Raw genomic sequence first — 17,736 nt, forward strand, 5'->3', positions numbered from 1 at the left:
GTCAGCCCTTGACGGCGCCGGCGGTCATTCCGGAGGTGACCCTGTTCTGAAGAACGAGGAAGACCAGCAGGACGGGGAGCATGAAGAGCGAGGAGGCAGCCATGGTGGCGCCCCAGTCGGTGCCGAAGACGTTGGCGAAGGAGGAGAGCCAGACCGGCAGGGTGCGGGCGTCCTGGTTCTTGATGATCAGGGTGTTGGCGAACGCGAACTCGTTCCAGGCGGTGATGAACCCGAACAGCGAGGTGGACAGCAGGCCCGGGGCGAGCAGCGGCAGCGTCACCCGGCGGAACGCCCCGGCCCGGCTGCACCCGTCCACCTGGGCGGACTCCTCCAGTTCGACCGGGATGGCGGCGAGGAAACCGCGCAGCGTGACGATGGTGAACGGCAGGGTGGTCATGAAGTAGACCAGGGTGAGCATGCTGAGGCTGTCGAGCATGTCGGTGTCCCGGGCGATCACGTACATCGGGATCAGCAGCGCCTCCCAGGGCGCCATCTGCGCGATGAACACCATCAGGATGAAGGCCCGCCGCCCGCGCCAGCGCATCCGTCCGACCGCGAACGCCGCGAGCAGCGCCACCAGCAGGGACATCAGCACGGCACCGAGTGTGACGAGCAGGCTGTTGCGCCAGAACGTACCGAAGCCGGCGGCGTGGACGGCGGTGCGGAAGTGGTCGAGCGTGGGGTGCAGCGGCAGGAAGGACGGGGTGTCCGCCTGGATGTCGGCGGTGGGCTTGAGGGCGGTGATCGCCATCCAGTACACCGGGAACACCGAGACCGCGAGGACGGCCAGCGCTGCGGCGTTGAGCGGGATCCGGCGCAGGGCGCGGCGGGCGGCGTGGGCGTTCACAGCGCCTCACCTTCCTGGCGGAACATCCGGCGCAGGTTGAAGACCAGGGCGCCGGCGAGGATGAGCACGGTGAGGGTGGAGACGGCCGAGCCGAGGTCGTACTTGTGCAGGGACTGCGCGATCTGGAACGCGTACACCGGGAGGGTCGTGGTGGCGTCGCCCGGGCCGCCCTGGCTGATCACCCAGATCTGGGCGAAGCACTTGAAGCACCAGATCACCTCCAGCGAGGTGACCAGGGCGAACAGGGGCCGCAGGACGGGGAAGGTGACGAGGCGGAAGGTCTGCCAGGCGCCGGCGCCGTCGAGCCGGGCCGCCTCGTACAGCTCGGCGGGGATGGTGGTGAGGCCGCCGTACAGGGTGAGGGCGGCGAACGGGACGGACTGCCAGACGACCAGCGCGACCAGGATGAAGAACGTCGAGCCGCTGTGCGCGAACCAGGCGTAGTCCCGGAAGGAGCTGAACCCGAGCTTGTCCAGTGACCAGTTGACCACTCCGAAGCGGGACTGGAACAGCCACTGGAAGATCGTGGTGGCGGCGATCACCGGCGTCGCCCAGGTGAGAACGAGGCCGCTCATCACCGCGAACCGCATCCACCGGCCGAGCCTGGCGAGCATCAGGGCGATCAGGGTGCCGAACAGCATGATGAGCGCGGTGTTGAGGGCGGTCCACCACAGGGTGCGGCGCACGACCGTCCAGAAGTCCGGGTCGGACAGTACCTGGGTGTAGTTGGCGAGGCCGACGAACGAGGCCCCGCCGTGGATGAGTTCGGCCATCCGGAAGTGCTGGAAGGACATCAGGATGTTCCGGGCCAGCGGGTAGAGCAGCAGGAACGCCGTGCCCACGAGCGTCGGGGCGATCAACAGGTACGGCCGGGCCGTGGCGAGGACGCTGCGTCTCGCGGGGCGGCGGGCCGGCGGCGGTGGCGCCGGGGCGGTCGGCCGGGGTACGGCCTCGGGTGCGGTGAGCACGGCGTGCGACTCCCGTCTCGGGGTGCTGTCGGGGGGTCAGGAGGAGCTGTTGAGGGCCTTGGTGATGGCCTCGGAGGCGGTCTTGCCGGCGACGCCGGGGTCGGCGCCGGTGAGCACCTGGGTCATGTACTGCTTGACCGGGTTGTTCGCCTCGACGGCGGCCCAGTTGGGGGAGTTGGGCGTGGCGTGTCCGTTGACCGCGCCGGCGGCCATCGCCGAGGCGCCCTCGTTGCCGGCCAGGACGCCGGCCAGCGAGGTCCGGTTGGGGACGTAGCTCATCTCCTTGGCCATGTCGGTCTGCCACTTCTCGCCGGCCAGGGACTTGACCACCTCGTACGCGCCCGCCTGGTGCCGGGAGGACTCGGGGATGACCAGGTCGGAGCCGCCGGTGAAGACGGCGCCGGGCTTGGCCGCGCTCTTGCCGGGGATCGGGAAGAAGCCGAGCTTGTCCTTGAGCGCCGGGTTGGCCTTCAGGATGGCCGCCGCGCCGCCGGGGGTGGAGATGACCTGCGCGCTCTTGCCCTTGGCGAACACCTCGGCCTGCAGCGGCTTGGCCTCGTCGGCGTCCTTGGGGCCGCTGCCGAGGGCCTGGAGCTGCTGGTAGAACGCCATGCCGGCCTTGGCCTGCGGGGTGTCCAGGGTGCCGGCCCACTTTCCGTCGGCGCCCTTGGCGGCGAGGTCGCCGCCCTCGTCCCAGACGAAGCCGGCCAGGGCGTACCAGGTCTGGCCGCTGAGGTAGATGCCGTCGTTGCCACCGGTGTTGAGCTTGGTGGTGTCGGCGATCCACTCCTCGCGGGTCTTCGGCGGGGTGGTGATGCCGGCCTGCGCGAAGAGGTCCTTGTTGTAGATGACGACCCGGTTGGCCGCGTACCAGGGGATGCCGTACTGCTTGCCGTCGATCTTGCCGGGCTCGGCGAGGCCGGGTATCCAGTCGCCGCCCTGGAGGTCGGTGGTCTTGTCGGTGAGGTCCTTGACGCCACCGCTGGCGGCGTACTGGGCGACCTGGGTGTTGCCGACCTCGATGACGTCGGGGGCGTCCTTGCTGGCCAGCGCACTGGTGATCTTCTGGCCGATGCCGTCCCACTCCTGGATCTGGATGTCCAGGGTGGTGCCCGCGTGGCTGCTCTCGAAGTCGGCCTTGAACCGCTGGAGGAAGCCGTCGGAGACACTGTCCCGCATGATCCAGACGGTCAGCTCGGACGGCGCGGCGGCGGTGGAGCCGCCGCCCGCGTCGGCGGAGGAGCTGCACGCGGTGAGGGCGGTCAGGGCCAGGACGGCGGCTGCGGCGAGCGCTGCGGTGGCGGGGCGGGGGCGGGAGCCGGAACGGGAGGGCGCGGGGGATCTCACGGAGGACGTCACCTCGAATGGGAGCTTCGAAACTTACCAGTTACCGACTGGAGCGGCACTGGTAAGAGAAGTTCGCAGATACCAGTTGGCGCGTCAAGACCTCCGGACGGACCGAAATTCCGCTCCCCCTCGCAGTCCCGGGGTCAACTGGTCAGCCGCTGGTCAGCGTGAGACTGGACGGAAACGACAGGGACACCGGTCGGACACACGCCGATGGCGGGCCCGCACCGTTGAAGGGCGCTGGCCAACTGGTCAACATCTGGCTAGTCTCGGCTGGTCATGTCCGACCGTACGAAGGGGGAACAATCATGGGCGGCGAGGACCCCGGTCCCGTTCTCAAGCGCACCCGAGTCCGCGACTACCTCAGAAACCTCGTGGAATCCCAGGCCGCCGGCGACCCGATCCCCTCCGAACGCGCCCTGTGCGAACAGCTCGGGGTTTCCCGGCCCACGTTGCGCGCCGCGGTGGACGAACTCGTCACCACCGGCCTGATCGTGCGCGAACACGGCCGGGGCATGTTCGTCGCACCGGCGAAGATCACCCAGGAACTCGCGATGGCGCAGGAGGACAGCGCCTTCGTCCTCCCCCGGGCGGCCGGGACCTGGGCCAGCCGGGTGCTGGAGTTCTCGGTCGTCCAGGCCGGCGCCCGGGTGGGCCGGAAACTGCACATCTCACCGGCCGCCGAAATCGTCTACATCGCCAGATTGCGGCTGGTCGACGGCGAACCGATGGCCATCGAGTACCTGCACGTACCGGCCTCGCTGGTACCGGGGCTGACCTCCTCCGACATGGAGTCCGGCGACTTCTACGAACTGCTCCGCGACCAGCACGGCATCCAGGTGCACCAGGCCGTGCAGTCGATCGAGCCGACCGTCACCAGTGACCGGGAGGCCCGGCTGCTCAGCGTCCCGGTGCTCTCCCCCGCCCTGCTGTTCGAGCGGCTGACCACCGACCGTTCGGGCCGGCCCGTCGAGTACGTCCACTCGCTGTACCGCGGCGACCGCTACCGGATCGTCTCCCGGATCTCCCTCGCCGGGCCGGACCGCCCCTCCCCCGCACCGGGGCCGGACGCCTCGCGCCACCACCCCGGCATCCCGCCCGGCGACCTGACGAGTGGGGCGGGCGGCCTGACCGTGACCGTCGGGGACATCCAGCCGACGACCTGACGCCGCGGGCCGCGTACCGCGCGCCGCCGGGCGGGGTGCGAACCGGCGCCCCGGCCGGTGGCGCGGGTACGGATGATCGCGACTAGGCTTGAACCAGCAGCAGATTTCGCCCCGTCGCCCCGGCGCGCCGGCAGTGCCGGCCGCCCGGCCCGCCCGTACTGCTGCCGCGGACTCTCCTCACTGAATCCCATCGCCGTCGGCCCTGCGACGCTCACCGCCCCGACCCGAGCGCCAGGATCCACACGGCAGAGGGAGCGGGACATGCGTCGCGCAACCGGTATGCGCCGGATCAGGATCACCGTGCGGAATCCCGCACCCCCGGCGGGGGTGGTCGGACGGAGCTGGGCCCTGGTGCGCTGGCCGTTCGTCTCGCTCGGCCGGGAGTTACGCTCCGGCTGGCTGATGACCAGGGGGGCCGCTCCCGCGAAACGCTGGCGTTCGCCGCTGCGGAGAACACTCGGCATCTCCTTCGCGGTGCTCCTCGCCCTGTGCCTGGTCCTCTGGATCGTCAAGGCCGCCGTGGCGGTGTTCAGCAAGGGCCAGCTGATCTGGCCCGACTGGCCCTGGAGCGTCGACCCGGACACCAGCTGCAGGGCCACCGGCTACTCGTGCGGCGTGGTGAACAGCACCGTGATCCCCGTCCTCACGCTGGCCCTCACCACCGTCTTCTTCCTCGTCTGGCGGTTCCGGTCGGTCCACTCGTTCTACATGCGCAAGGCGAAGCACGAGTCACGCTCGATCGTGGAGTCCGCCGGCAGCATCATGGGCTACGTGGTCGGACGCGACCAGCTCTGCAACGCCCTCATGGACAACATGCGGGACAGCACGGCCCGGCGCCCCCACGTGGTCGTCGGCGCGATCGGCACCGGGAAGACCGCCCTGGTCGTCCGCCTGACCGAGATGCTGGCCCGGCAGGGCGCGTTCCCCGTCCCCGTCCGGTTGCGCGACGCCCAGAGCGCACTGAACTTCAGCGCACTCGCCTACGCGCGGTTCCGCAGCATCGTCGAACCGCAGACCCGCTCGGACGCCGAGGCGGAGAAGGTGTGGCGGCTGCTCCGGCGGCACGGCAAGATCGTCGTGCTCGCGGACGGCCTGGAGGAGGCGCTGTCCGGCAACGGACTGGCGGCCGCCGACCGGGACAACCTGATCCGCAAGGCGATCCGCGCGGCGGGTGACGCCCGGCTGCCGCTGGTCATCACCTCCCGGCCGCACGACCCGCTGCGGGCCATGGAGGCCGCCGTCACCGAACTCGAACCGCTGAGCGAGGAGACCGCGCTGGAGTACATCTCCTCGAACGGGGACTGGCGTGCCGACAAGCGCCGGCTCGGGCGGATCATCGAGGTCGCCAACGTCACCGAGTCGCCGCTCTACCTTCAGGTGGCCAAGGACCTGCACCACAGGAACCTGCTGGAGCAGGTCTGGGTCAGTGAGGAGGACGGCCTCGGGGACGCGGCCGACCACACCATGTGGGAGCTGAGGTTCGACCTCCTGGAGGCCTGGACGGACGCCCTCCTCGACGGCTACCTGCACTCCGAGCTGCCGCTCACCCGCGACGAGCGGCGGGTGAGCGTGGAGTACATCTCGGCGCTGGCGTGCATCGGGCTGAAGTCGGATTCGTCGCAGGTGAAATTCGACCAGCTCGAAGCCGGGCCGTCCAGCTCCCTGATCGCGGCGGAACTGAGGAGACGGAGGGGCGAGAGCCCGATCGACGTGCGGCTCGCCGCGACCTGGGGCACCCGGATGGGCATCGTCGAGGAGTCCGGCGACTTCGTGCGCTTCCAGCACAGCATCATGCAGGCCTACCTCGGATCCCGGTACCTGGACACGGTGCTCGGCGCACCCGGCCCGGACGGCCGCCCGGCGCCGGACGGGAACTACTTCCCGGCGGCGCTGCGGGACCCGGGGCGGGAGATCCTCATCTCCCTCGTGTTCCACTCCCGCTCGCTGAAGGAGAACGCGTGCTGCACCTGCCCGGCCACCGGCGGACCGGACCCGGCCTGCCCGATCAGGGCCCTGCGGTCGCTGCTGCTCGAAGAGGCCTGCCGGGCGCTCCCGCAGAGCGGACCGGGCCGGCCGGAGGCCGCCTGCCCGCAGGCGGCCGAGGTCCGGACGTCACCCGCCAAGGTGCTCGACATGTACGGGGCCGCCCTGGACATCGACAGCGTCGACAACCGCCCCGACCCGGGCGCCATCGCCGCGCCGCTCCCCCGGGTCTGGAGCAAGCTGCAGGAGCGGGACCCGGGGCGGCTCAGGTCGGCCAAGATCTCGCTGGTCAGACGGCTGGGCGCGGCCTCCCGCAGTGCGGCCCTGAGCGGCGGCAGGCCGGCCTACGACCAGCTGTACGCCATCGCCCGGCAGGAGCCGGTCTACCACGTGCGGACAGCCATCGCGCAGGAGATCGGGGCCGGCGGCGAGGCGGCGTTCACCGCGCTGCGCGACCGACTGCTCGGCCCGGCCCCCACGGTCACCCGGTGGGAGGCGTCCGTCGCCGGGCCCCCGCCCCGCACCGCCCCCCGGCGGGCACCGGGCCCGGGCGGGGAGCGCGAGCGGCGCAAGCAGGACCGGGCCGGCCGGGCCCGGCAGGACGAGGCCGAACGGGAGCAGGAGGCGGAGGAGGCCAGGCAGGAGCGGTCCAGCTGGAACCAGAACACGATGAGCGCCCGGCTCGTCCCGATGCTCGTCGACTCCGTGGCGATGGCGCACCACGCCGACACCCCGTACGACGACCTGGAGTCCTGGCTGAGCACGCTGGCCTCCGACTCCGGCGGCGAGGAGCACCGGGACCCGTACGGGAAACGGGGCCTGGAGGTCGCCCTGGCGCACGGCTTCAAGCACGCGGCCAACCGCCGGGTCCGCCCGCCCGCCCGCGGGGACGCGCGCGAGTTCCTCGCCGAACAGGCCTGGGGCATGCTCAAGGACAACCGCTTCTGGTTCACCCGCCTCACCCTGCTGCACGCGCTCACCCTGTGGGCCCTGCCGGACGACGTCACCCAGCAGCGGCCGGAGCACGGGCACGGGGCCGACCCGAAGGAGCAGGTCCGGCGGTGGCTGCGGCTGCCGCCCGGCGAGCGGGAGCACCCCTTGGTGGCGGCCGCCGGCCGGCTCGCGGTGCGGGCGCTGGAGACGCGGTGCCCCGAGCGGTTCCTCTGGATCGACGAGGCCCGGGTCGCGTCCCAGGTGGGCTCGGAGAGCGGGTCGCCCGCCGAGCCATGCCGGCACAACCTCTGGATCCCGCCCTCCGCGGGCTGGAGCACCCTGGACCCGGACGCCCAGCAACTCCTGGCCGACGTCGTCCTGCTGGTGTCCCTCACCGAACGGGCCGACCGCCCGAGGGAGCTCTTCCGGCGGCTGGACTGGGACCGCGGCATCGCGCCGCAGCTCCCCACCTGCCTGTCCCACGACCGCACCACGATGGACCCCGCACGGACGACGGCCCACACGGCGGCGGCGCTGCCGGGCTCCCGGTGCGCCGACGTCTGCCCGTTCAACCTGTGCCCGGCCCCGCCGAAGATCCCGGACCTGCGGGTGGAGCTCAGCGAGGTCTTCTGCATGAACCAGCGGTCCCTGTTGAGACGGTGGCAGCCCTGGTCCTGGCTCCAGCTCCGGTTCCGCCGCCGGGCCCGGTGGCAGCGCAGGACATCCGTCGCCGCCCTGCGGCAGTTCTGGGAGCAGATGGGAGAACGGGCCCGGGACGTACCCCAGCCGGAGGAGCAGCCCGCCCGGCAGCGGCCCCGGGGGTGACGGCCCGGGGCGGGAGGGCGACGATCCCGGGGCCCCGGCTGACGATCCGTCGATGACCTCCGCCACATGTCCCGGGCCTTGCGCCGACGACACTCGGCGCGTTGACTAGCATCGCTAGTTAACGCGTTGCCACCGAGAGCGTCACCGGCCCGAGAAGAGGACCCCTGTGGAGCAGCACGCAGACCAGTACATCGGCGGAGCCTGGCGCCCCTCCCTCAGCGCCGATTCCCTCACCGTGCTCGACCCCGCCACCGAACAGGCCCTCGCCACCGTCCCGGCCGGCGGGCCCGCCGACGTGGACGCCGCCGTCACGGCGGCCCGCGCCGCCGCCCGCACCTGGGCGGCGACCACCCGGGAGGAGCGGCTCGCGCCGCTGACCCGGCTGCGCGACGGCCTCGCCGCCCGCCAGACGGAGATCGCCACGACCGTCACCGCCGAACTGGGCTCCCCGATCGGCTTCGCCACCGCCGTGCAGGCCGCCCTGCCGCTCGCGGTCGCCGACTCCTACCTCGCGATCCTGGCCGGCTACGAGTTCCAGGAGCAGGTCGGCAACTCCACCGTGTACGCCGAGCCGGCCGGCGTGGTCGCCGCGATCACGCCGTGGAACTACCCGCTGCACCAGATCGTCGCCAAGGTCGTCCCGGCGCTGGCGGCCGGCTGCACCGTCGTCCTCAAGCCCGCCGAGGACACCCCGCTGGTGGCCCGGCTGTTCGCGCGGATCGTGCACGAGGCGGGCTTCCCCGCCGGGGTGTTCAACCTGGTCACCGGCCTCGGCGCGGTCGCGGGCGCGGCGCTGGCGGAGCACCCCGGGGTCGACCTGGTCTCCTTCACCGGCTCCACCGCCGTGGGCCGCGGCATCGCCGAGACGGCCGGGCGCGGCGTCAAGCGCGTCACCCTGGAGCTCGGCGGCAAGTCCGCCAACGTCGTGCTGCCGGGCGCCGACCTGGCCCGCGCGGTCAACGTCAACGTCGGCAACGTCTTCGCCAACTCCGGCCAGACCTGCAGCGCCTGGACCAGGCTGCTGGTGCACGAGGACCAGTACGAGGAGGCCGTGGCGATCGCCGCCAAGGCCGCCGCGAAGTACGTCCCCGGCGACCCCGCCGAGCCGCAGACCCGGGTCGGCCCGGTGGTCAGCGCCCGGCAGCGCGAGCGGGTGCGCGACTACATCACCGGCGCGCTCGCCGAGGGCGCCCGGCTGGCCGCCGGCGGCGCGGACGCCCCCGAGGGCCTGGACACCGGCTACTACGTCCGACCGACCGTCCTCGCCGACGTCACACCGGAGATGACCGTCGCCCGGGAGGAGGTCTTCGGCCCGGTACTGTCCATCCTGCGCTACCGCGACGAGGAGCACGCCCTGGAGATCGCCAACGGCACCGACTACGGACTGGCCGGCGGCGTCTGGGCCGCCGACAACGAGACCGCCGCCGCGTTCGCCCGCCGGATGGACACCGGCCAGGTCGACATCAACGGCGGCCGCTTCAACCCGCTGGCACCCTTCGGCGGCCACAAGGGCTCCGGGCTGGGCCGTGAGCTGGGACGGCACGGCCTGGAGGAGTTCCTCCAGACGAAGTCCCTCCAGTTCTGACACCCGCCGGCTCCCCGGCCCCCCGACGCATCCCACCGACGCATCCGACCGACCCGACGAATCCGAGGTACCCCACATGGTCCGCGCCGCCCTGCTCACCGCCGTCGGCAGCCCGCTGGAGCTGGTCGAGATCGAGCTGCCCGAGCCCGGCCCCGGCCAGGTCCGGGTGAAGCTGGCGGCAGCCGGCATCTGCCACTCCGACCTGTCGCTGGCCACCGGCGTGCTGCGCACCCCGGCCCCCGTGGTGCTCGGCCACGAGGGCGCCGGCACCGTCACGGCCGTCGGCGAGGGCGTCTCCTCGGTACGCCCCGGCGACGCCGTCGTGCTCAACTGGGCGCCCGCCTGCGGCACCTGCCACCTCTGCTCGCTCGGCGAGCCGTGGCTGTGCGAGAACTCCGGTGCCGCCTCCACCCACACCTACGCGGCACTCGCCGACGGCACCGGCCTGTACCCGGGCCTGGGCGTCGCCGCGTTCGCCGAGGAGACGGTGGTCGCCGAGCGGGCCGTGCTGCCGCTGCCCCACGGCGTACCGCTGGACGGCGCCGCCCTGCTCGGCTGCGCGGTGCTCACCGGATACGGCGCCGTGCACAACGCGGCCCGGGTCCGCGCCGGGGAGTCGGTGGTGGTACTGGGCCTCGGCGGCGTGGGCCTCGCCGTACTGCAGGCGGCCCGGATCGCCGGCGCCGGCCCCGTCATCGCGGTCGACGTCACCCCGGAGAAGGAGGAGCTGGCCCGCCGCCACGGCGCGACCGAGTTCGTCCTCTCCGACGACCGGACCGCCAGGACCGTACGGACGCTGACCGGCGGCCACGGCGCCGACCACGCGTTCGAGTGCGTCGGACGGGGCGTCACCATCCGCGCCGCGTGGTCCTCCACCCGGCGCGGCGGGCGCACCACCGTGGTGGGCATCGGCCGCAAGGACGACCTGGTCTCGTTCTCCGCCCTGGAGGTCTTCCACTTCGCCCGCACCCTCAGCGCCTGCGTCTACGGCAACAGCGACCCGGCCAAGGACATCCCCGTCCTCGCCGAGCACGTCCGGGCCGGCCGGCTCGACCTGGACGCCCTGATCACCGACCGGATCACCCTGGACGAGATCCCCGCCGCGTTCGACCGGATGGCCGCCGGCCAGGGCGGCCGGTCGCTGGTCGTCTTCCCGTAGGCCCGGTGGCAGCGGGCCCTGCTGCGGCGCGGGCGCCGTCCGGGTGACCTTCCGGGCGCGCGGCGCCCCTCCCGGGGCCCTGCGGCGCCAGCATGGTGGTACCGAGAGCCGGGAGGCGGCTCCACCGGGTGCGAGGAAGTACCGCGATGCCACGATCCGTCCCACGCCGCCGCCTGTTCGGCACCCTGGTTGCGGCGGCCCTCCTGCTGGGGGCCGCCGCACCGGTGGCCTCCGCCGCCGAGGACACCGCCGAACTGCCCGCTCTCACGGGCTGGTTCGACTACGCCCCGCTGTCGGACGACGGCGTGCCGATGTCCTTCCTCCCCGCGTTCGGGCGTCCGGAGCCGCGCCCGGCGGCCTGACCGGCACCGGCATCCGCACCGGTGCCGCCCGGGCCCGCCGTCAGGCCAGGTCGATGCCCGGGTAGAGCGGGAAACCGGCCAGCAGGTCGGCGGACCGCTTGGCCACGCCGTCCCGCAGCGCCGCGTCCAGCACGTACTGGGCCTTGGACGGGGCGCCGGCGGCCGTGGTGACGGGCGTGGTGCCGCGCAGCACGGTGTCGATCAGGCCCGCGATCTCGTCCATCTCGGCGACGCCGAGGCCTCGGGTGGTCAGCGCGGGGGTACCCAGGCGCACGCCCGAGGTGTACCAGGCGCCGTTCGGGTCCTGCGGGACGGAGTTGCGGTTGGTGACGATGCCCGCGTCGAGCAGCGCCGCCTCGGCCTGCCGGCCGGTCAGGCCGTAGCCGGAGACGTCCGCGAGGACGAGGTGGTTGTCGGTGCCGCCGGTGACGAGCCTGCCGCCGCGCCGCAGCAGGCCCTCGGCGAGGGCGTTCGCGTTCTCGACGATCCGGCGGGCGTAGTCCTGGAACTCGGGGCGGCGGGCCTCCGCGAACGCGACCGCCTTGGCCGCCATCACGTGCGAGAGCGGGCCGCCGAGCACCATCGGGCAGCCCCGGTCGACGTGCTCGGCCAGCTCGGCGTCGCAGAGCACCATGCCGCCGCGCGGGCCGCGCAGCGACTTGTGCGTGGTGGTGGTGACGATCTGCGCGTGCGGGACGGGGTTGAAGTCGCCGGTCAGCACCTTGCCCGCGACCAGGCCGGCGAAGTGCGCCATGTCGACCATCAGGGTGGCGCCGACCTCGTCCGCGATCTCCCGCATCAGGCGGAAGTTCACCAGGCGCGGGTACGCCGAGTAGCCGGCCACCAGGATCAGCGGGCGGAACTCGCGGGCGGTGGCGCGCAGCGCGTCGTAGTCGATGAGGCCGGTGGCCGGGTCGGTGCCGTAGCTGCGCTGCTCGAACATCTTGCCCGAGATGTTCGGGCGGAAGCCGTGCGTGAGGTGGCCGCCGGTGTCCAGCGACATGCCGAGCATCCGCTGGTTGCCGAGTTCCTGGCGCAGCTGCGCCCAGTCCTGCTCGGTCAGGTCGTTGACGTGCCGCGCCTGCGCACGCTGGAGGGCCGGGCTCTCGACCCGCTGGGAGAGCACCGCCCAGAAGGCGACCAGGTTGGCGTCGATGCCGGAGTGCGGCTGGACGTAGGCGTGCTGGGCGCCGAACAGCTCGCGGGCGTGCTCGGCGGCGAGCGCCTCCACGGTGTCGACGTTGCGGCAGCCCGCGTAGAAGCGGCGGCCGACGGTGCCCTCGGCGTACTTGTCGCTGAACCAGTTGCCCATCGCGAGCAGCACGGCCGGGGAGGCGTAGTTCTCACTGGCGATCAGTTTGAGGGAGGCGCGCTGGTCCTCCACCTCGGCGCCGATGGCGTCCGCGATGCGCGGCTCGACCTGGCGGACGACGTCCAGGGCGCTGCGGAACGCGGTGTTGGCGGCCGGCGAAGCGGTGGTGTGCGGGGCGGTGGTGTCAGGGGCCTGGGCAGGCAAGGGGGTCTCCTCGCTCGGAACGGACGGCCCAGGCGCACGGCGACAACGTGAGACACGGAGCCGCTTCCCGATGGTTGATTCCATCCCTGTCGCGCCAGTCGCGGCTCACCGGGATCGTAACAGGGCGCCGGGGGCCGCGACGGGGGTCTCACGATGCGGGACGCGGCGCCGGTGGGCACCGGCAGCCCGGCCGCCCCCGCCGATCGGGCCGCACCCGGGGTATTGATGAGGCCGTGAATCACTGCTTCACTTCTTGCCATGGCCTACCGAAGCACCCCCGCCGTCCGGGCCCGGCTCGACGCCCAGCGGGCCGCCGTCCTCACCGCCGCGACCGAGCTGCTCTCCGAACACGGTTACGCCGCCTGCTCGGTGGCCGCCGTCGCACAGCGGGCCGGCATCGCGACCGGCAGCGTGTACCGCTCGTTCCCGAACAAGGCCGAGCTGGTCGCCGAGCTGTTCCGCACCGTGGTCGGCCGCGAGATCGCGGCGGTGCGCGCGGCCGCCGCCTTCGACGGGGACCTGGCCGCCCAGGTCTCCTCGGTGATCGGCACCTTCGCCGGCCGGGCGCTCAGCGCACCCCGCCTCGCGTTCGCGCTGCTCGCCGAACCCGTCGGCCCCGAGGTGGACGCCCAGCGGCTGGTCTTCCGGCTGGCCTTCCGGGACTTGATCGCCGGTCTGATCGCCGAGGGCGTGGCCGCCGGCCGGCTGCCCGCCCAGGACCCGAGGCTGACCGCCGCCGCCCTGGTCGGCGCGGTCGGCGAGGCACTGGTCGGCCCCCTGGCGGACGGCTCCCCGGCCGAGGAACTCGTCCCCGCGCTCTCGGTGTTCGCCCTGCGCGCCCTCGGCCACCAGGAATCCGCCCCCACCTCGCCAACCGGAGCGAACCGATGACCGACGCCACCTCCACCCGGCCCGACGACCGGCCGGACACCCTGCCCGCCGCCCGCCCCGGCGCACGGCCCGACACGCGGCCCGACGCCCGCGAACGGAACGCCGAGCGCCTCCTGCGGGTCTCCGCCAGGCACTCCCACGACCCGCTGACCGAGATCGACTGGGCGGCGCCCGTCGATCCCGACCAGTTCGCCATACCGCCGCACCGCGTCTCGCTCCACGGCACGCCGCTCTGGGCCTCCATGACGCACCGTCAGCAGGTGCGGCTGAGCGTCCACGAGCTCGCCAGCACCATGGCGGCGGGCATCTGGTTCGAGCTGATCCTGATGGAGGGCCTGATCCGGCACGTCTACGAGAGCGACCTCACCACCAGGCACGCGCAGTACGCGCTGACCGAGGTCGCCGACGAGTGCCGCCACTCGACCATGTTCGCGCGCTACATCACGGCCATGGGCTACCCCTCGGCCCGCCCCTCCCGCCGGGCGCAGCGGCTCGGCAGGCTGCACTTCCTGCTCAACGACACCACCATGATGTTCGCCGGCGCCGTCTTCGTCGAGGAGTTCACCGACGCGATGCAGCGCGAGATGGTCAGGGACGACAGCCTGCAGCCCCTGGCCCGCTCGGTCGCCCGCATCCACGTGATCGAGGAGGCCCGCCACATCGGCTACGCCAAGCCGGAGTTGGAGCGCCGCTGGGCCAGGATGAGCGCCCCGCGCCGGGCGGTCTTCCGCCAGACCCTGGCCCTGCTCGCCCACCAGTCGGTCACCGAGGTCATCCACCCCCGGGTCTACGCCCTGGCCGGCCTCGACCCCCGGGTCGCCCGGCAGGCCGCCGCCCGGAACCCGGACTGGCAGCAGGCGAAGATCGACTGGGCCCGCAAGGCCGTCGAGTTCTTCAGCGGTCTGGGCCTGATCGACCGCCACTCCGAGCACCGGTGGCGCCGTGCGGGGCTGCTCCCGGCCGCCCGTCGGGCCTCCTGAGGCAGCGGAGCGCCCCGGCAGCCGGGCGGCTGACCGATACGGAGAGGCCGGATCACCGGCCGTGGGCTAAGGTCGCGCGATGATCGAATGGACGGAGCGGCCCGGCGACAGCTGGTGGACGCTCGTAAGGGGAAGTCTGGCGGCCTGCTGGTGGCGGCTGCTGGTGGTCCAGGTGCTGTTCGGCGGCCTCGCCTGGACCCTGGTGCCGCTGCACGCGCTGAGCTACCTGCACGGTCCGTGGGTGGTGACCGAGGCGTTGCAGCTCGCCGCGGGTCACCTCCTGGCAGCCTGGGGCTGGTCCGCCGGCCTGCGGATCCTGGACGGCGGCCACGGCATCCTGTCGGCACTGCGGCCCGACGTGCGGCGGATCGGGCGGCTGAGCTGCTGGCTGGTGGCCCTGGACCTCGTCGGTGTGCTGCGACTCCTGGTCTACGTGGACGGCGGGGCCTACACGGACATCGTCTTCTCGCCCGCGATGTCGGCGATCCAACTGGCCTCGCTGTACCTGGCGTTCGCCGCCGCCTTGCTGCCGATGGCGGTCCTGCTGGAGGGACGGGGCCTGCGCCGGGCCTGGCGGCTCTCCCACGGCGGCCTGCGCGCCGTCCTGCGCGTGCTGCCGCTGGTGCTGCTGGGCACCTTCGCGACCGAGGCCCTGCAGTACGCGCAGATCGTCGCGCTGGGTACGTACCCCCGGCCGTCCTACCTCGTCCCGCTCCAGGCGGCGGCCTTCGTCCTGGGTGTTCTGGGGGGCGCGCTCACCAAGGTGCTGCTGTACGCCGCCCACCAAGTGTCCTCGCGGGCGGGGCGCGACGACTCCCGGGCCTACGGACCCTCGCCCGTCTCCCCCTCCTCCGGGCACCACTCCCCCGGGCCGAAGGTGACGCCCGGGACGGCCGCCGTGTAGCGGAGCGACGCCTCCTCGCGGGCGGCCAGGTGGACGGTCCAGGTGTCTTCGTCCGGCTCGGGCCAGGCGATGGCGAGGAGGCCTTCGCCGGCGTACTGGCGGGTGAAGAGTTCCGGGCCGGGCAGCCGGTGCAGGGGCGCGAGCAGTTCGGCGCAGCGGGCGAGGGCCAGCCTGCTCGCGCGGGCGGCGTGCCGGGCGCCCTCGACCGACTCGTGCAGGAGCAGTGCGGGCAGGAACTGCGAGAGCAGCAGGCCCTCGGGGTGCGGCTCCCAGGCCACCGCGTCACCGATCCAGCGCTGGTGGACGACCGGGTCGCCGTCGCCCGGGGCGACGCCGAACTCCTGGGCCTCGAAGTCGTCGCGGCAGAAGGCGATCAGCCCGTCGTCCTCGTACAGCTCGTCCGGCGCGGCGATCCTGTGGTTGAACAGGACGGGCCGGCCGTAGCCGGCCGTGACGGTGTACCACTCGGCGAGTGCGGGCGGCAGGCCGTCCACGGCCGCCGCCGCGACGGCGGGTGCGACGGCCGGTCCGTCGCCGGACGCGCCCGCGTGGCCGGGTGTGCCTGCCTGGTCGGGCGGGCCGTACCAGTCGGCGAGGAAGCCCTCGGGGCCGGGGTCGTCGAGGAGTCGGTGCACGGGGTCAGTGTGCCGGAGCGGTGGCGCGATCCGGTGCGGCGACGCTCTCAGCGCCGCCGCGCCGTACTGACGACCAGGCAGACGGCGGCCACCACGATCGCTCCGCCGAGCACGATCGGGCCGGTCAGCGGCTCCGAGAGGACCAGCCAGCCGAGCAGGACCGCCACCACCGGGTTGACGTACGCGTAGGTGGAGACCAGGGTCAGCGGCGCGGACTGCAGCAGCCAGGCGTACGCGGTGAAGGCGACCAGTGAGCCGAAGACCACCAGGTAGGCGAGGGCCAGCCAGGAGCGGGTGGAGACCTGGCCGAGGTCGAGGCCGTGCTGCTCACCGCGGGCCAGGCCGACCAGCAGACCGGCGGAGCCGCCGACGATCATCTGGTAGGCGGCGGCGGCGAAGACGTTCCGCGGCATGCTGATCCGGCCGGACGCGAACGAGCCTGCCGCCCAGGTGAGGGTGGCGGCCACCACGGCGATCACGCCGGCGGGCGCCACGTCGCCGCCGAGCGCGGGCCAGGAGAGCACCGCGAGGCCGGCCAGGCCGAGCAGCACCCCGCCGAGGGCGGCCGGGCGCGGGCGGGTGCCGGCGGCCATGGTCAGCAGCACCATCCAGAGCGGGACGACGGCGACCAGCAGGGCGGCCAGCCCGGACGGGATGGAGTTCTCGCCGAGCACCACCAGACCGTTGCCACCGGTCAGCAGTAGGACGCCGACCAGGGCGGCGGAGCCGAACTGGCGCCGGGTCACCCGGACGGCGGCGGGCCCCTGGCGCCAGGCCACCAGGCCGAGCAGCAGCAGGCCGGCGAGGAGCGAGCGCGAGCCGGCCGAGAGGAAGGACGGCAGGGTCTCCACGGTGATCCGGATCGCCAGGTAGGTCGACCCCCAGAGGACGTAGACGATGCCCAGCGCGGCCCAGACCGCGCCGCTCAGCCGGACCCGGTCGCCGGCGGCCGACTGCCCGGCCGCACCCGGGGCGGCCGGGGCCTTCCCGATCGCCGGAGGTCTCTGCGGGGCCGGTGCGGTCATGGGTGTCTCCCTGTAACGGTGCTGTACGACGATGGCCATGAGACCGCATCGGCAGGCCCGCGCGCCAGTCGGTATCCGGCCGCACCGTACTCCGGGTACCGTGGCCGCTCCCCCGTACCGGCAGCACCCCCGCCCACCGCGTCCGCCCACCGCACCCGCTCAGGAGGTTCCCCGTGCTCCCCTTCTTCGTGTACGGCACGCTGCGCCCCGGCGGCAGAAACCACGACGCGCTGCTCGGGGGGCAGTGCACGTCGGTCCTCCCGGCCGTGCTGGCCGGTGCCGCCCTGCACGACGGGCCGGGGTTCCCGTACGCCGTCCCCGACCCGGTGCACCGGGTGGTCGGTGAACTGCTCGGCGTCCGGGCCGCCGCGTACGAGCGGCTGCTGGACGCGCTGGACCGGCTGGAGGAGTGCCGCCCGGACGGCTCGGGCCTGTACGTGCGGCGGCGGCTGCCCGTCCGGACGGCGGACGGCGCGGAGACGGATGCCTGGGTCTACCTGGCCGGTCCGCGCGCGGCCGCCGCCCTCGCCGCGCGCCCGGCGCTGATCGCCTCGGGCGACTGGACGGACCGCTGATCCCGGCAGCGCGGCGGGCGCGGACCGTACCGGTC

15 protein-coding genes and 1 riboswitch are annotated in these 17,736 nt (G+C 73.2%); of the genes, 9 read left to right on the top strand and 6 right to left on the bottom strand.

All coding sequences use genetic code 11. The features are described 5' to 3' along the window. Nucleotide 1 precedes the first annotated feature (1 nt). Genes ACFUK0_RS28025 through ACFUK0_RS28035 form a run of 3 tightly spaced genes read right to left on the bottom strand, consistent with a single transcriptional unit; the run spans nt 2 to nt 3,162 of the window. Nucleotides 2–847, bottom strand: a complete 846-nt coding sequence (locus ACFUK0_RS28025) for a carbohydrate ABC transporter permease (RefSeq protein WP_380255002.1) — start codon at nt 845–847, stop codon at nt 2–4. Next, entirely contained in the window at nt 844–1,815 is a 972-nt protein-coding gene (locus tag ACFUK0_RS28030; RefSeq protein WP_380255004.1) for a carbohydrate ABC transporter permease, read from the bottom strand. Before ACFUK0_RS28030 ends, ACFUK0_RS28025 begins: the two co-directional genes overlap by 4 nt. A 36-nt stretch (nt 1,816–1,851) precedes the next feature. Beyond that, the gene (locus tag ACFUK0_RS28035) at nt 1,852–3,162 is read right to left on the bottom strand and encodes an extracellular solute-binding protein (RefSeq protein ID WP_380255006.1); all 1,311 of its coding nucleotides are present in this window, start codon (nt 3,160–3,162) and stop codon (nt 1,852–1,854) included. 308 nt (nt 3,163–3,470) lie between these two features. Between ACFUK0_RS28035 and ACFUK0_RS28040 the strand changes: the two genes are divergently transcribed. The 5 genes from ACFUK0_RS28040 to ACFUK0_RS28060 all read left to right on the top strand — a co-directional run bounded on the left by ACFUK0_RS28040 (nt 3,471) and on the right by ACFUK0_RS28060 (nt 11,175). Then, the gene (locus ACFUK0_RS28040; RefSeq protein ID WP_380255008.1) at nt 3,471–4,328 is read left to right on the top strand and encodes a GntR family transcriptional regulator; all 858 of its coding nucleotides are present in this window, start codon (nt 3,471–3,473) and stop codon (nt 4,326–4,328) included. A 261-nt stretch (nt 4,329–4,589) separates the two neighbouring features. Further along, nucleotides 4,590–8,069 (top strand): NACHT domain-containing protein, encoded by a 3,480-nt coding sequence (locus tag ACFUK0_RS28045; protein WP_380255010.1) that lies wholly within the window; start codon nt 4,590–4,592, stop codon nt 8,067–8,069. Nucleotides 8,070–8,235: 166 nt separating this feature from the next. Then, the gene (locus tag ACFUK0_RS28050; RefSeq protein WP_380255012.1) at nt 8,236–9,654 is read left to right on the top strand and encodes an aldehyde dehydrogenase family protein; all 1,419 of its coding nucleotides are present in this window, start codon (nt 8,236–8,238) and stop codon (nt 9,652–9,654) included. A gap of 76 nt (nt 9,655–9,730) precedes the next feature. Next, nucleotides 9,731–10,813, top strand: coding sequence for a Zn-dependent alcohol dehydrogenase (locus ACFUK0_RS28055; RefSeq protein ID WP_380255014.1), 1,083 nt, complete (start codon nt 9,731–9,733; stop codon nt 10,811–10,813). 146 nt (nt 10,814–10,959) lie between these two features. Then, nucleotides 10,960–11,175, top strand: a complete 216-nt coding sequence (locus ACFUK0_RS28060; protein ID WP_380255016.1) for a hypothetical protein — start codon at nt 10,960–10,962, stop codon at nt 11,173–11,175. Between the two features lie 40 nt (nt 11,176–11,215). On the opposite strand, the gene ACFUK0_RS28065 is transcribed toward ACFUK0_RS28060, so the two are convergent. Next, nucleotides 11,216–12,691 (bottom strand): glycine hydroxymethyltransferase, encoded by a 1,476-nt coding sequence (locus ACFUK0_RS28065; protein ID WP_380255018.1) that lies wholly within the window; start codon nt 12,689–12,691, stop codon nt 11,216–11,218. 19 nt (nt 12,692–12,710) lie between these two features. Then, nucleotides 12,711–12,803: riboswitch (ZMP/ZTP riboswitch) on the bottom strand. A gap of 146 nt (nt 12,804–12,949) precedes the next feature. Here ACFUK0_RS28065 and ACFUK0_RS28070 point away from each other — a divergent pair. The 3 genes from ACFUK0_RS28070 (at nt 12,950) to ACFUK0_RS28080 (ending at nt 15,466) form a co-directional block, all read left to right on the top strand. Beyond that, entirely contained in the window at nt 12,950–13,582 is a 633-nt protein-coding gene (locus ACFUK0_RS28070; protein ID WP_380255020.1) for a TetR/AcrR family transcriptional regulator, read from the top strand. Next, on the top strand, nt 13,579–14,562 hold the full coding sequence (locus ACFUK0_RS28075) for a diiron oxygenase (protein WP_380255022.1): 984 nt from the start codon (nt 13,579–13,581) through the stop codon (nt 14,560–14,562). The genes ACFUK0_RS28070 and ACFUK0_RS28075 overlap by 4 nt, the downstream gene beginning before the upstream one ends. 79 nt (nt 14,563–14,641) lie before the next feature. After that, on the top strand, nt 14,642–15,466 hold the full coding sequence (locus ACFUK0_RS28080; protein ID WP_380255024.1) for a hypothetical protein: 825 nt from the start codon (nt 14,642–14,644) through the stop codon (nt 15,464–15,466). Here the strand turns inward: ACFUK0_RS28080 and ACFUK0_RS28085 are convergent. Next, nucleotides 15,385–16,101, bottom strand: coding sequence for a hypothetical protein (locus ACFUK0_RS28085; RefSeq protein WP_380255026.1), 717 nt, complete (start codon nt 16,099–16,101; stop codon nt 15,385–15,387). The two genes, ACFUK0_RS28080 and ACFUK0_RS28085, sit on opposite strands and share 82 nt — an antisense overlap. A 47-nt stretch (nt 16,102–16,148) precedes the next feature. After that, on the bottom strand, nt 16,149–17,126 hold the full coding sequence (locus ACFUK0_RS28090; RefSeq protein ID WP_380255028.1) for an EamA family transporter: 978 nt from the start codon (nt 17,124–17,126) through the stop codon (nt 16,149–16,151). 173 nt (nt 17,127–17,299) lie between these two features. On the opposite strand from ACFUK0_RS28090, the gene ACFUK0_RS28095 reads away from it, so the two are divergent. Continuing rightward, nucleotides 17,300–17,701, top strand: coding sequence for a gamma-glutamylcyclotransferase family protein (locus tag ACFUK0_RS28095; protein ID WP_380255030.1), 402 nt, complete (start codon nt 17,300–17,302; stop codon nt 17,699–17,701). Nucleotides 17,702–17,736 lie beyond the last annotated feature (35 nt).

Source organism: Kitasatospora sp. NPDC057223 (assembly GCF_042669755.1).
Classification (GTDB): Bacteria; Actinomycetota; Actinomycetes; order Streptomycetales; family Streptomycetaceae; genus Kitasatospora.

Coding starts and splice junctions, on each gene's coding strand:
- ACFUK0_RS28040 (WP_380255008.1), top strand. CDS start 3,471: ATGGGCGGCGAGGACCCCGGTCCCGTTCTCAAGCGCACCCGAGTCCGC.
- ACFUK0_RS28055 (WP_380255014.1), top strand. CDS start 9,731: ATGGTCCGCGCCGCCCTGCTCACCGCCGTCGGCAGCCCGCTGGAGCTG.
- ACFUK0_RS28070 (WP_380255020.1), top strand. CDS start 12,950: ATGGCCTACCGAAGCACCCCCGCCGTCCGGGCCCGGCTCGACGCCCAG.
- ACFUK0_RS28060 (WP_380255016.1), top strand. CDS start 10,960: ATGCCACGATCCGTCCCACGCCGCCGCCTGTTCGGCACCCTGGTTGCG.
- ACFUK0_RS28075 (WP_380255022.1), top strand. CDS start 13,579: ATGACCGACGCCACCTCCACCCGGCCCGACGACCGGCCGGACACCCTG.
- ACFUK0_RS28090 (WP_380255028.1), bottom strand. CDS start 17,126: ATGACCGCACCGGCCCCGCAGAGACCTCCGGCGATCGGGAAGGCCCCG.
- ACFUK0_RS28080 (WP_380255024.1), top strand. CDS start 14,642: ATGATCGAATGGACGGAGCGGCCCGGCGACAGCTGGTGGACGCTCGTA.
- ACFUK0_RS28045 (WP_380255010.1), top strand. CDS start 4,590: ATGCGTCGCGCAACCGGTATGCGCCGGATCAGGATCACCGTGCGGAAT.